This window comes from Variovorax sp. UC74_104, from assembly GCF_044055375.1.
GTDB lineage: Bacteria > Pseudomonadota > Gammaproteobacteria > Burkholderiales > Burkholderiaceae_C > Variovorax.
Genome location: NZ_CP171978.1, coordinates 5,706,251 through 5,718,994 on the forward strand (window position 1 = coordinate 5,706,251; position 12,744 = coordinate 5,718,994).

Below are 12,744 nucleotides of genomic sequence, written 5' to 3' on the forward strand. Positions count from 1 at the left end.
GCCTTCCATTTCTTCCTTCATGCCGCCGACGCTGCAAACGCCAGCCGCTGTGCCTGGCCTTCGGCATGGCTGCCGCCCAGGCGGAACACGCCGACCACCTGCGACAGGCTGCCGGCCTGTTCCCGCAGCGACTGGGCAGCGGCCGAGGCTTCTTCCACCAGCGCCGCGTTCTGCTGCGTCACATGGTCCATCTGCGTGATGGCTTGATTGATCTGCTCGATGCCCGAGGTCTGTTCCTGGCTGGCAGCGGTGATCTCGCCCATGATGTCCGTCACGCGCTTCACGCTGCCCACGATCTCTTCCATCGTGCGGCCGGCTTCTTCGACCTGCTTGCTGCCCTCTTCGACCTTCTCCACGGAGTCGCCGATCAGCGTCTTGATTTCCTTGGCTGCGGCAGCGGAACGTTGAGCCAGGCTGCGGACCTCGGAAGCAACGACAGCAAAGCCGCGCCCTTGCTCACCAGCGCGGGCGGCTTCAACCGCAGCATTCAGCGCCAGGATGTTGGTCTGGAACGCAATGCCATCGATCACGCCGATGATGTCGACGATCTTCTTCGACGAGGCATTGATCGACCCCATGGTGTCGACCACCTGGGACACCACGTTGCCGCCCTTCACCGCGACTTCCGAGGCAGACACGGCCAGCTGGTTGGCTTGGCGCGCGTTGTCGGCGTTCTGCTTGACGGTAGAGGTCAGCTCTTCCATCGAAGCAGCGGTCTGCTGCAGCGAACTCGCCTGCTGCTCCGTGCGCGAAGAAAGATCCTGGTTGCCCGAGGCGATCTGCCCGGAAGCCGTGGCGATCGTCTCCGTGCCGCTGCGCACTTCGCCCACCACCTTCGCCAGGTTCGCGTTCATGTTCTTGAGCGCCTGCATCAGCTGGCCGGCCTCGTCGCGGCCATGCACTTCGATGCGCGCGCTCAGGTCGCCAGCGGCCACCGTCTCTGCGACCTCCACGGCCTGCGCGAGCGGGCGCACGATGCTGCGCGAGATGAAGAAAGCGAAGATGGCGCCGCACACCACCGTCAGGAAGGTCAGCAGCATCTGCAGGTTGAAGGCGCGCGCGTTCGCCGCGTCGATGGCCTTGCTCATGTCGTCGATGGCCTTGCGCTCCAGCGACAGCAAGTCGAGCACGCGGGTTTCATAGGCCTTGGCGGCCGGCTGGAAGACTTCCTTGAAGACGCGCGCGGTCGCCACCGTGTCGCCGCCGGCCTTGGCCTTGCCCACGTCCTCCTTCGCGGTCTGGTACTTCGCGCGCAGCTCGACGATGGACTTGAGGATCGCTTTCTCTTCGTCCGTCACCAGCAGCTTCTCGACCTTGGCGATGGTCTCGCTGCCCTTCTTCACGCTGTCGGAGATGACGTCGGCAAAGACCACCGGCAGGCTCTCGTCGGTGGTGCGGGCGATCATCGACGTGCGGGCGATGGCCGAATAGGTGAGCACGTACCAGTCGGAGATGAGCCGCTCCTTGGCGAGCGGGCTTTCCATCATGACCCGGGTGGCCTCGGCGTTCTTGAGCGAGGAAACGAGCGCGATGGCGGTCGAGACCACGGTCAGGCCCAGCACGACCGCGAAGGCCAGCGCCAGCCGGTTGCCGATGCGGAGATTGGAGAAGAACTTCATGGTGCAGCCATTCAAGGGTGAAGATTCGGAACCGGTGCCGGCCATGCGGCCGTGGCGCCGGGCTCAGGCGGTGGCGGCCGCTTCGACCAAGCCCATTTCCTCGCTGGACATGAGCCGGTCGATGTCCACCAGGATCAGCATCCGGTCCTCCAGCGTGCCCAGCCCTATCAGGTAGTCCGCGTCCAGCACCGAACCCATCTCCGGCGCAGGCTTGATCTGCTCGGCCGCCAGCGTGATCACGTCCGACACGCTGTCCACCACCATCCCCACCACCCGCCCGCCGATGTTCAGCACGATCACCACCGTGAACTGGTCGTACGTCGGCTCGCCCAGCCTGAACTTGATGCGCATGTCGATGATCGGGACGATGATCCCGCGCAGGTTCACCACCCCCTTGATGTATTCCGGCGCATTCGCGATGCGCGTCACCGCGTCGTACCCGCGCAGCTCCTGCACCTTCTGGATGTCTATGCCGTATTCCTCTTCGCCCAGCTTGAAGGTCACGACCTCCAGGCGCGACGCGCCAGCGGCCGCTGCCGACGTGGATGCGGCTTGTTGCAGGGGATCTTTTGCCTTGTTCAGCATCTTTTCTTCTCCGGATTGAATGGGGTTGGTGTGTTCGCGTGGCTTCGTGCAGGTTCAGGCGGGCTCAGGCCGGCTCATGCGGCTTCGGCGACCGCCTCCGCGGTCTCGGCCCTGAACACGCGCACGGCCTTCACGAGGCCGTCGGCCTGCTCCTGCAGCAGCTGGGCGGTGGCCGAGGCTTCCTCGACCAGCGCTGCGTTCTGCTGTGTCACCTGGTCCATCTGCGTGATGGCCTGGTTGATCTGCTCGATGCCCTGGGTCTGCTCCCGGCTGGCTGCGGTGATCTCGCCCATGATGTCGGTCACGCGCCTGACGCTGCCCACGATCTCTTCCATCGTGCGGCCGGCTTCCTCCACCTGCTTGCTGCCTTCCTCGACCTTCTCCACGGAATCGCCGATGAGGGTCTTGATCTCCTTGGCGGCGGCGGCGGAACGTTGCGCGAGGCTTCGCACTTCGGAAGCCACCACGGCAAAGCCCTTGCCCTGCTCGCCCGCACGCGCGGCCTCGACCGCCGCATTCAGCGCGAGGATGTTGGTCTGGAACGCAATGCCGTCGATCACGCCGATGATGTCCACCACCTTCTTCGACGAAGCATTGATCGAGCCCATGGTGTCGACCACCTGAGAGACGACGCTGCCGCCCTTCACCGCGACCTCGGAGGCGGATACGGCCAGCTGGTTCGCCTGCATGGCGTTGTCGGCGTTCTGCTTCACGGTAGAGGTCAGCTCTTCCATCGAGGCGGCCGTCTGCTCCAGCGAGCTGGCCTGCTGCTCCGTGCGCGAGGAGAGATCCTGGTTGCCCGAAGCGATCTGGCTCGAGGCCGACATCACGCCCGCCACGTTGGCGCCCACGTCCGCGACGATCGCGAACAGGTTCGCGCTCATCTGGTTCAGGGCGCGCAGCAGGCCGGTGATCTCGTCGCCGCGCCGCACCTCGAAGCGCGCGAGGTCGCCGCCGGCGATGGCGCGCGCAACGTGCACCGCCTCGTCCAGCGGGCGGAACACCGTGCGGGCGAGGAACTGGCCCAGCCCCAGCCATGCGAGGGCGAAGACCGCACCGCCGGCGGCCATGGCACCCGCAAGCCAGCTGTGCGTGCCAGCGGATGCGGCCAGCCGCGAGGCCTCCATCCAGCCCGCGATGCCCAGCCCCAGCGACAGCAGCGCCGCGGCGGAGGCCACGGCGAAGACCCGGCGGCGAACCGGAATGCGGCGCAGCCGGGCCAGCGGGCTGGTCCATCCGCGAGAGACCACTTCGCCCTGCAGCAGTTCGATGTCCTTCGCGCGGCCTTCGCGGATGCGGGCGTACAGCGCCTCGGCCTCCGCCACTTCAGTGCGGCCCGGCTTGCTGCGCACCGACATGTAGCCCTGCGTGCGGCCATCGCGGCGGATCGGCGTGACGTTGGCCAGCACCCAGTAGAAGTCGCCGTTCTTGCGGCGGTTCTTGATGAGCCCGGTCCAGGGCAGGCCCTGGCCCAGCGTCTGCCACAGGTCGGCGAAAGCCTCGGGCGGCACGTCGGGGTGGCGCACGATGTTGTGCGCCTTGCCCATGAGTTCGGCCACGGTGAAGCCGCTGGCCTCGACGAAGGCCGGGTTGACGTAGGTGATGCGACCCTTCAGGTCGGTGCGGGACACCAGGGCAGCATCGGGCGACAGTTCGTATTCGATGCCGGTGACGGGCAGGTTGACGCGCATGGTCTTTCGGCTTCCCTGTCAGTCCAGTACCACCAGGCGGGCACCGATTTCCGGATTCTTCAGACTCATTGCTCTCTTTCTTCAACAACAGGTATCGGGGTTCGTCCTGTTATCGGCATCGGAGCGCAAGACTTGAGTCTTTTTTCTCAGAACTCGGTCCAGTCGCCCTTTGCGCCGCCGGCCATGGCGAGCCGCGGCGCGGCCTTGGGCTCCTGCCGCATTGGCAGGGCCTTGGCCGGGCGCTTGGGCACTGGCCTGGCAGGCGTCGGGATCGGCGTGATGCGCGTGAAGGCGGGGCGCGTGGGGGCCACGGCACTGGCATCGAGCTTGAAAACGCTGACCGCACGCACGAGGCTGCTGGCCTGTTCCTGCATGGACTGCGCCGCCGCCGAGGCTTCCTCGACCAGCGCGGCGTTCTGCTGCGTGGCCTGGTCCATCTGCGTGATGGCCTGGTTGATCTGCTCGATGCCCGAAGTTTGTTCCTGGCTGGCAGCGGTGATCTCGCCCATGATGTCGGTCACGCGCTTCACGCTGCCCACGATCTCTTCCATCGTGCGGCCGGCTTCTTCCACCTGCTTGCTGCCTTCTTCGACCTTCTCTACGGAATCGCCGATGAGGGTCTTGATTTCCTTGGCTGCTGCTGCCGAGCGTTCAGCCAGGCTTCGGACTTCCGAAGCCACCACGGCAAAGCCACGGCCTTGCTCACCAGCGCGGGCGGCTTCGACAGCCGCATTCAACGCGAGGATGTTGGTCTGGAACGCAATGCCGTCGATCACGCCGATGATGTCGACGATCTTCTTCGACGAGGTATTGATCGCACCCATCGTGTCGACCACTTGCGAGACGACATTGCCGCCCTTCACGGCCACTTCCGAAGCGGACACGGCCAGCTGGTTAGCTTGACGCGCGTTGTCCGCGTTCTGCTTCACGGTAGAGGTCAGCTCCTCCATCGAAGCCGCCGTCTGTTCCAGCGAACTCGCCTGCTCTTCCGTACGCGATGACAGATCCTGATTCCCCGAGGCGATCTGCCCCGAAGCCGTGGCAATGGTGTCAGTACCCGTGCGCACCTCGCTCACGATCTTCACGAGGCTTTCGTTCATCTCCTTGAGCGCGAGCATCAGCCGGCCGGTCTCGTCCTTCGAGCGCACCTCGATGCGCGCGCTGAGGTCACCGCCGGCGACCTTCTCCGCCACCTGCACCGCCGCGCCGACAGGCCGGGTGATCGAACGCGTGATGAGCCACGCGATGCCTGCGCCGAGCAGGACGGCGATGCCGCCCAGCAACAGCATCAGGTTGCGCGACCATGCATAGCCGTCGATGGCCTCCTGGTTGGCCTCCATCGAGCGCCGCTCCTGGTGTTCGGCCATGGCGTCGAGCTCCGCGAGCAAGGCCCGCGCGGCCGGCTGGAACTTCGAGATGAAGATCGCCGATGCCTCGTCGTTCCTGTTCTGCAGGGCGAGCTCCCCGAGCTGGGTGTTCAGCGGCGCAAGCACCGTGACCTTCTCGTCGATTCGCGCAAGCAGCGCCTTGCCTTCGGAGGAGGCCAGCAGCTTGGCCAGCACGGCTCGGCTTCCGGCGAAGCGCTCCCGTGCCGCGGCGATCTTCTTTATCTCTTCGCGCATGGCGGCATCGTCGACCATGAGGATCAGGTTGCCATCGAGGATGGCGATGTCGCGAATGGCGTCCACCATCTTGTTGACCGAAGCCACCTTGACGTTGTTGTTCGTGACGATGCCGTTCAGCCGCGCCTGGATGTCGGTCATTGCACGGAGTCCGAGGCCGGCAATGCCAACCAGCAGCAAGAGAACAACGGCAAAGCCCGCGCCGAGACGAGTACCTATCTTGAGATTGAGAAACGAGTTCATTGAGAGAGAGTTTTTTTCAGGAATCCGGGGCATTGACGTGCTCGAACACCCGGTCGAGCCGCTCGGAGACCTTCACGGCGTCGTGGGTCGAACGGGTGACCGAGTGCATGACGATCCAGACGATGGCGACGGCGGTGAACAGCGCGGCCACGCCCAGGGCGCAGACCGTCAGACGCGCCCATTCGTAGCCGGCGCCGGCCCCGAAGCCGAGGCTCAGCGCCACGATCAGCATCGTCAGGAGAATGGCGAAGCGCGTGCCGATGCGCAGGGCGCGCCTGGGACTGAGACGTGTGCGCATGGGTGCTTCAGACCGCCTCTGCCTCTTCGATTTCGGCGTCGAGCTTGAAGGTGCTGACGGCGCGTACGAGGTTCTCGGCCTGTTCCTGCAGCGACTGGGCCGCTGCGGAAGCCTCTTCCACCAGCGCCGCGTTCTGCTGAGTGACCTGGTCCATCTGCGTGATCGCCTGGTTGATCTGCTCGATGCCCGAGGTCTGCTCCTGGCTCGCGGCGGTGATCTCGCCCATGATGTCCGTCACGCGCCTGACGCTGCCCACGATCTCTTCCATCGTGCGGCCGGCTTCTTCCACCTGCTTGCTGCCCTCTTCGACCTTCTCGACCGAGTCGCCGATCAGCGTCTTGATTTCCTTGGCTGCTGCTGCCGAGCGCTGGGCCAGGCTTCGCACCTCGGATGCGACCACAGCGAAGCCCTTGCCCTGCTCGCCCGCACGCGCGGCCTCGACCGCCGCGTTCAGCGCGAGGATGTTGGTCTGGAACGCAATGCCGTCGATCACGCCGATGATGTCGACGATCTTCTTCGACGAGGCATTGATCGAGCCCATCGTGCCGACCACCTGCGAGACCACGCTGCCGCCCTTCACGGCCACTTCCGAAGCGGACACCGCGAGCTGGTTCGCCTGCCGCGCGTTGTCCGCGTTCTGCTTCACCGTCGAGGTCAGCTCTTCCATCGAAGCAGCCGTCTGTTCCAGCGAACTGGCTTGCTCTTCCGTGCGCGACGACAGATCCTGGTTGCCCGCGGCGATCTGCCGCGATGCCACCGCGATCGAATCGGTGGACGCCTTGATGCGGGTCACGAGGTCGGTGAGCGTGTCCTCCATCTCGCCCATGCCGCGCAGCAGCCGGCCGAAGTCGCCGCCGCGCTCGGTCTCGAACTCCTGGCTCAGGTCGCCCGCGGCCACCGTTTCCGCGATGAGCAGCGCCTCGCCGATGGGCTGCACGATGCTGCGCGTCAGCAGCCATGCGATCGCGCTACCCGCCACGATGGCGAGCGCGGCCAGCCCGACGATCCACCTGCGGCCCGACCGGTACTGGTCGCCGATGCCGGCGGCGGCCTTGTCGATCTCCTGCTGCTGGTGGCTCACCATGGCACGGATGCTCGCGTCGTAGGCGTCCAGCGCGGGCAGCAGGCGCGTGTCGGTCAGCTGCGCCGCTTCGTCCTTGCGGCCGTCGCCCTTGAGCTTGAGGATCTGGTTGCGCAGCTCTACGTAGTCGCCGCGCTTCTTCTTGATGTCCGCGCTCAGCGCCAGTTCTTCGGGCGAGTCCAGCATCGCCTCGAGCTTCTTCTGCGTCTCGGTGATGAGGGCGCTGGTGGCCGAGATGTTCTTCTGCAGGTACTCCTGCACGGCCGGATCGTCGCTCTTGAGCAGCGAGAAGGTGCGAATGCTGTTGGTGTTGGTGCCCAGCTGCCAGGCGGCCGCCAGCCGCTCCTTGGCGAGCGAATCGCCGGCCATGCCCGCGGTCGCGTCGCCCACGGCCTGCAGGCGCAGCACGCCGATGCCGGCGATGAGCACCAGCAGCGCCAGCAAGCACGCGAATACGACGCCCATGCGCCGCCCCACTGTCCAATTCTTCATCATGCGGAACATTTGCTTGTCTCTTTGTTGTTCTGGTTGGGGCGCTCAGGCGGCGATCTTCTCGACCAGGCCCATTTCCTCGCTGGACATGAGCCGGTCGATGTCCACCAGGATCAGCATCCGGTCCTCCAGCGTGCCCAGCCCTATCAGGTAGTCCGCGTCCAGCACCGAGCCCATCTCCGGCGCAGGCTTGATCTGCTCGGCCGCCAGCGTGATCACATCCGACACGCTGTCCACCACCATCCCCACCACCCGCCCGCCGATGTTCAGCACGATCACCACCGTGAACTGGTCGTACGTCGGCTCCCCCAGCCTGAACTTGATGCGCATGTCGATGATCGGAACGATGATCCCGCGCAGGTTCACCACCCCCTTGATGTATTCCGGCGCGTTCGCGATGCGCGTCACCGCGTCGTACCCGCGCAGCTCCTGCACCTTCTGGATGTCTATGCCGTACTCTTCCTCGCCCAGCTTGAAGGTCACGACCTCCAGGGGGGCGCCTGCGCCCTGTTGCTGGGGCGCCTGCGCGCGTGCTGTTCCTGCTGCGATCTCTGCCATGGGTTTTCCTTGATGCGGTGAGCGCGCTCGCGGCTCAGCCGAATTTCTGCATGATGCGAACCAGCTTCTCGCCGTAGCGCGGATCGGTCGCGTAGCCGGCGCGCTGCAGGCCGTGGGCGGCCTCGGTCGGGTCGTCGGTGGCCAGCACGTTCGCGTAGCGCGGGTTGCGGGTGATGAAGCGGGCGTAGTCGGTGAAGGCTTCCTCGTACGAGCCGTAGGCGCGGAACTTCGCGCGCACCTTCTGGGGCTCGCCATCGACGTACTCGGTGGTGGTGGTCTCGACCGTCGGGCCCTTCCAGCTGCGGTCGGCCTTGATGCCGAACAGGTTGAAGCTCTGCGTGCCGTCGTCGGCGCGGATCTCGCGCTTGCCCCAGCCCGATTCGAGCGCGGCCTGCGCGAGGATCAGCGGCGCGGGCACGCCGCTGGCCGTGCTCGCGGCCTGCGCCGATGCACCCATGCGCCCGACGAACTCGTCGGCCTGCGCCTGCAGCGAGGCATTCGCGCCGGTGCCCGGTGCGCGCCGCTCGCTGTTGACCTGGTAGATGCCGAGGTCGGCCGTGCGCGCCGTCGATGCGACAGGAGCCGAACCGATCGGAATGCCTGCACGCGCGCCCAACGGGAAGCCCGGCATGGCCGGATCCAGCGGCATCGGCTTCACGCCGATCTCCGCATCGGCCTGCGCGTCGGGCGGGCCCGAGGGCATGCTGCGGCGCAGCTGCGCGAGCATCGCCTCGGCCAGCCCCACGCCGCGCCCCGAGAGGTTCTGCGTGAGCTGCTGGTCGAACATCGACAGGTACACCTTCTGGTCCTGGCTGTCGAAGAGCCCGCTCGAAGGCGTCGCCTCGCGCATGCTCTTGAGCACCATGTTCATGAAGAGTGCCTCGAACTGCCGCGAGACCTGCTGCAGGCCTTCCTCCGGCGAGCTGCGCACGGTGTGCCGCAGGGCGTCCACGCCCTGCACGTCGAGCGCGAAGCGCTGGTCGAGCGCGCCGCTGCGGTCGGTGGCGGATACGGTCATTGCACCGGCCTCAGATGATTTCCAGCTCGGCGCTCAGTGCGCCGGCCGACTTCATGGCCTGGAGGATCGACACCAGGTCCTGCGGATTCGCGCCCAGGCTGTTGAGCCCCTTGACCACGTCCGACAGCGAAGCGCCGCCACGCACCATCTGGATCGCGCCGCCGCCCTGGTTCACCGAGATCTGCGAGGTCTGCGCCGCGACCGTGCTGCCGCCCGAGAATGCACCCGGCTGGCTGATGACCGGCTCTGTGTTGATGACCACCGACAGGTTGCCGTGCGCGATGGCGCAGTCCTTCACGCGAACGGCCTGGTTCATCACCACGGAGCCGGTGCGCGCATTCACCACCACGCGGGCACCTGCCTGCGTGGGTGTCACTTCGAGATCTTCCAGCCGCGCAAGGAAGCCCACGCGCTGCTGCGGCTCAGGTGCGCGCACCCGGATCGAGCGCGCATCGATGGCCTCGGCCGTGCCCGAACCGAACTGCCGGTTGATCGCATCCACCGCGCGCTGCGTGGTGCCGAAGTCGGAGCGGTTGAGCTCGATGGAGAAAGTGCCTTCCGCGCCCACGGGCGCTTCCACGGTGCGCTCCACCAGCGCCCCGGCCGGAATGCGCCCCGAGCTGAGCTGGTTGACCTGCACCTTGCTCCCGTTGGCCGACGCACCCGCGCCGCCGACCACCATGTTCCCTTGCGCCACCGCGTACGTCATGCCGTCCACGCCCTTGAGCGGCGTCATCAGCAGCGTGCCGCCGCGCAGGCTCTTCGCATTGCCCATGGAAGACACCGTCACGTCGATGTTCTGCCCCGGCCGCGCGAACGAAGGCAGCGTGGCCGTCACCATCACCGCCGCCACGTTCTTCAGCTGCATGTTCACGCCCTGCGGAATCGTGATGCCCAGCTGCTGCAGCATGTTGTTCAGGCTCTGCGTGGTGAACGGCGTCTGCATCGTCTGGTCGCCCGTGCCGTCCAACCCCACCATCAGCCCGTAGCCGATCAGCGGGTTGTCGCGCACGCCCTGGATGCTCGCCAGCTCCTTGAGCCGCTCCGCATGCGCAGGAACAAACAACAAGGAACCGAGCACCGCCAGCGCCGCGATGCGCAAGCGAGCAGAAAATTTCGTGGGATGCCATGGAACCGGCTTTGCCGGGCCATTGGCATCGCCCCCTGCAAGGGGGGGGAGTAGCGACACGAAGTGCGCGAAGCCTGGGGGTGTTTCATTTAAAACGGCATGACGTTTAGGAAGATGCGCTGCATCCAGCCCATGGTCTGGGCCTCGTCGATGTAGCCCTTGGCCGAGTACTCGATGCGAGCATCGGCCACCAATGTGGAGGGCACCGTGTTGTTGCCCGATACGGTGCGCGGGTTCACCACGCCCGAGAAGCGGATGTATTCCGTGCCCTGGTTGATGCCCATCTGCTTCTCGCCGCTCACCAGCAGGTTGCCGTTGGGCATCACGTCCGTCACCGTGACCGTGATCACGCCGTTGAAGGTGTTGTTGGCGTTGGCGCCGCCCTTGGCATCGAGCTTGTTGGTGCCCGAGAGATTCGTGCCCTGCCCGTCGAGCAGACCGCCGATGAGCTTGGGAATGGCGGAGAACACGCTCGTGGTGCTGCCCGTGCGGCTGGCATTGGCACCCGAATTCTTGGTGGCGTTGACCTTCTCGCTGATGAGGATGGTCAGGATGTCGCCGACGTTACGCGGCCTGCGGTCCTCGAAGAGCGCGTTGGCGCCGGGGCCGTCCTGGAAGATCGCGCCGGGCGAGCGCCGGGACTGCACCGCCGCGTAGCTGTCGGCGCGCGCGGTCATCGGCTGGTGCACCAGCGGCTCGCGCGGAACCTGCGCGCAGCCGGTGGCCAGCACCGCCGCCGCGGCCATGAGCAGCGGCCGCAGCCGTGCCCTCGCACCGGCCGCACAACGGCGAAGAAGACGCAGCGCCTCAAGCATCACAGCTGGGCCAGTCGCTGCAGCATCTGGTCCGAGGTCTGGACCGCCTTGCTGTTGATCTCGTACGAGCGCTGGGTGGCGATCATGTTGACCAGCTCTTCCACCACGTTCACGTTCGAGGCTTCCACGTAGCCCTGGCTCAGGATGCCCGCGCCGTCGACGCCCGGGTTCACCTGGTTAGGTGCGCCCGATGCGTCGGTCTCGGCGTAGAGGTTCTCGCCCTTGCTCTGCAGGCCCGTGGGGTTGACGAAGGTGGCGAGCTGCAGCTGGCCGATCTGCACGGTGTTCGTGCTGCCCGCCTGCACGACCGAAACGATTCCGTCGCGGCCCACGGTGATGCTGGTGGCGTTGGCCGGCACGGTGATGGCGGGCTGCACGGGGAAGCCGCTGGCGGTGACGAGCTGGCCTTCGCGGTCGGTCTGGAACGAGCCGTCGCGCGTGTACGAGGTCGTGCCGTCGGGCATCAGCACCTGGAAGAAGCCGCTGCCGTTGATGGCCACGTCGGTGGGCTTGTCGGTCTTGGTGAGGTTGCCCTGCGAGTGGATGCGCTCGGTGGCGACCACGTGCACACCGGTGCCGACTTGCAGGCCCGAGGGCAGGCGCGTCTGGTCCGACGACTGGCCGCCGACCTGGCGCAGGTTCTGGTAGACGAGATCCTCGAACACGGCGCGGCTGCGCTTGAAGCCGGTGGTGCCGACGTTGGCGAGGTTGTTGGAGACCACGTCGAGCTGCGTCTGCTGCGCGTCGAGGCCGGTCTTGGCGATGTAGAGGGAGCGGATCATTTGAACGAAAGTCCTGCGGAAGAAGTTGCGAGAAGGAGAGCGCGTGTCAGCCGTAGGCCAGCAGCTTGTTGGCCGCCTGCGCGTTGATGTCGGCGGTCTGCAGCGACTTCATCTGCATCTCGAAGCTGCGCGCGTTGGCGATCATGGCCACCATGGTTTCGACCGGATTGACGTTGCTGCCTTCGACCACGCCGCTGACCAGCGTGACTGCCTCGTCGGCCTCGGCCGGCGGCTGGCCGGCGCGCATGCGGAACAGGCCGTCGTCGCCGCGCTCGAGGTCGGTGACTTGCGGGTTCACCAGCTTGAGGCGGCCGACTTCGGCAATGCCCGTGAGCGTGGTGGAGGACGCGTCGCGCGCACCCACCAGGCCATTGGCGGCGATGCTCACCGTGGAGCCGGGCGGCACGGTGAGCGTGCCGTTGTCGCCCACCACCGGGCGCCCGCCCATCGTGGTGAGCTGCCCGTCCGCGCCGACCTGCAGGTTGCCCACGCGGGTGTAGGCCTCGCCGCCATCGGGCGTCTGCACCACCAGCCAGCCCTGGCCGCTCACGGCCACGTCGAGCGAGCGGCCGGTCTCGGTGAGCGGGCCGTGGGTGAAATCGGCGCCGGGCGTGGTGGCCGCCACGAAGGCGCGCGTGGGCGCCTCCTGGCCGACCACGGGCACCGCGCGGAAGTTGGCGATCTGCGCGCGGAAGCCCGGCGTCGACACGTTCGCCATGTTGTTGGCGACGGCGGCCTGCTGCTCCATGACCTGCTTGGCGCCGCTCATGGCGACGTACAACATGCGATCCACTGGGTGCTCCTGCTTTTA

At 66.5% G+C, this 12,744-nt stretch carries 12 protein-coding genes; all 12 read right to left on the reverse strand.

Features of this window, described 5'->3' with window-relative positions:
• Positions 1–17 precede the first annotated feature (17 nt).
• Entirely contained in the window at positions 18–1,619 is a 1,602-nt protein-coding gene (locus ACHMXA_RS26705) for a methyl-accepting chemotaxis protein (protein ID WP_395316991.1), read from the reverse strand.
• Between the two features lie 63 nt (positions 1,620–1,682).
• Entirely contained in the window at positions 1,683–2,204 is a 522-nt protein-coding gene (locus tag ACHMXA_RS26710; protein WP_176662993.1) for a chemotaxis protein CheW, read from the reverse strand.
• Between the two features lie 74 nt (positions 2,205–2,278).
• Entirely contained in the window at positions 2,279–3,895 is a 1,617-nt protein-coding gene (locus ACHMXA_RS26715) for a methyl-accepting chemotaxis protein (protein ID WP_395316992.1), read from the reverse strand.
• Between the two features lie 146 nt (positions 3,896–4,041).
• A complete protein-coding gene (locus ACHMXA_RS26720; RefSeq protein ID WP_395316993.1) occupies positions 4,042–5,760 on the reverse strand; it encodes a methyl-accepting chemotaxis protein in 1,719 nt (572 codons plus the stop codon).
• Positions 5,761–5,776: 16 nt separating this feature from the next.
• Positions 5,777–6,058 carry a hypothetical protein gene (locus ACHMXA_RS26725; RefSeq protein ID WP_395316994.1) on the reverse strand — a complete coding sequence of 94 codons (282 nt, stop codon included), beginning with the start codon at positions 6,056–6,058 and terminating at the stop codon, positions 5,777–5,779.
• A 7-nt stretch (positions 6,059–6,065) separates the two neighbouring features.
• Entirely contained in the window at positions 6,066–7,634 is a 1,569-nt protein-coding gene (locus ACHMXA_RS26730) for a methyl-accepting chemotaxis protein (RefSeq protein WP_395321392.1), read from the reverse strand.
• 42 nt (positions 7,635–7,676) lie between these two features.
• Entirely contained in the window at positions 7,677–8,189 is a 513-nt protein-coding gene (locus ACHMXA_RS26735; RefSeq protein WP_176662997.1) for a chemotaxis protein CheW, read from the reverse strand.
• Between the two features lie 34 nt (positions 8,190–8,223).
• Positions 8,224–9,207, reverse strand: a complete 984-nt coding sequence (flgJ, locus tag ACHMXA_RS26740; RefSeq protein WP_395316995.1) for a flagellar assembly peptidoglycan hydrolase FlgJ — start codon at positions 9,205–9,207, stop codon at positions 8,224–8,226.
• A 10-nt stretch (positions 9,208–9,217) separates the two neighbouring features.
• A complete protein-coding gene (locus ACHMXA_RS26745; protein WP_395316996.1) occupies positions 9,218–10,309 on the reverse strand; it encodes a flagellar basal body P-ring protein FlgI in 1,092 nt (363 codons plus the stop codon).
• 116 nt (positions 10,310–10,425) lie between these two features.
• A complete protein-coding gene (locus ACHMXA_RS26750) occupies positions 10,426–11,151 on the reverse strand; it encodes a flagellar basal body L-ring protein FlgH (protein ID WP_395316997.1) in 726 nt (241 codons plus the stop codon).
• Complete coding sequence (gene flgG / locus ACHMXA_RS26755; protein WP_395316998.1) at positions 11,151–11,933, reverse strand: flagellar basal-body rod protein FlgG; 783 nt, start codon at positions 11,931–11,933, stop codon at positions 11,151–11,153. The genes ACHMXA_RS26750 and flgG overlap by 1 nt, the downstream gene beginning before the upstream one ends.
• Before the next feature lie 46 nt (positions 11,934–11,979).
• Positions 11,980–12,726: a flagellar basal-body rod protein FlgF gene (gene flgF, locus ACHMXA_RS26760; protein WP_395316999.1), complete on the reverse strand. Its 747-nt coding sequence runs from the start codon at positions 12,724–12,726 to the stop codon at positions 11,980–11,982.
• Positions 12,727–12,744 lie beyond the last annotated feature (18 nt).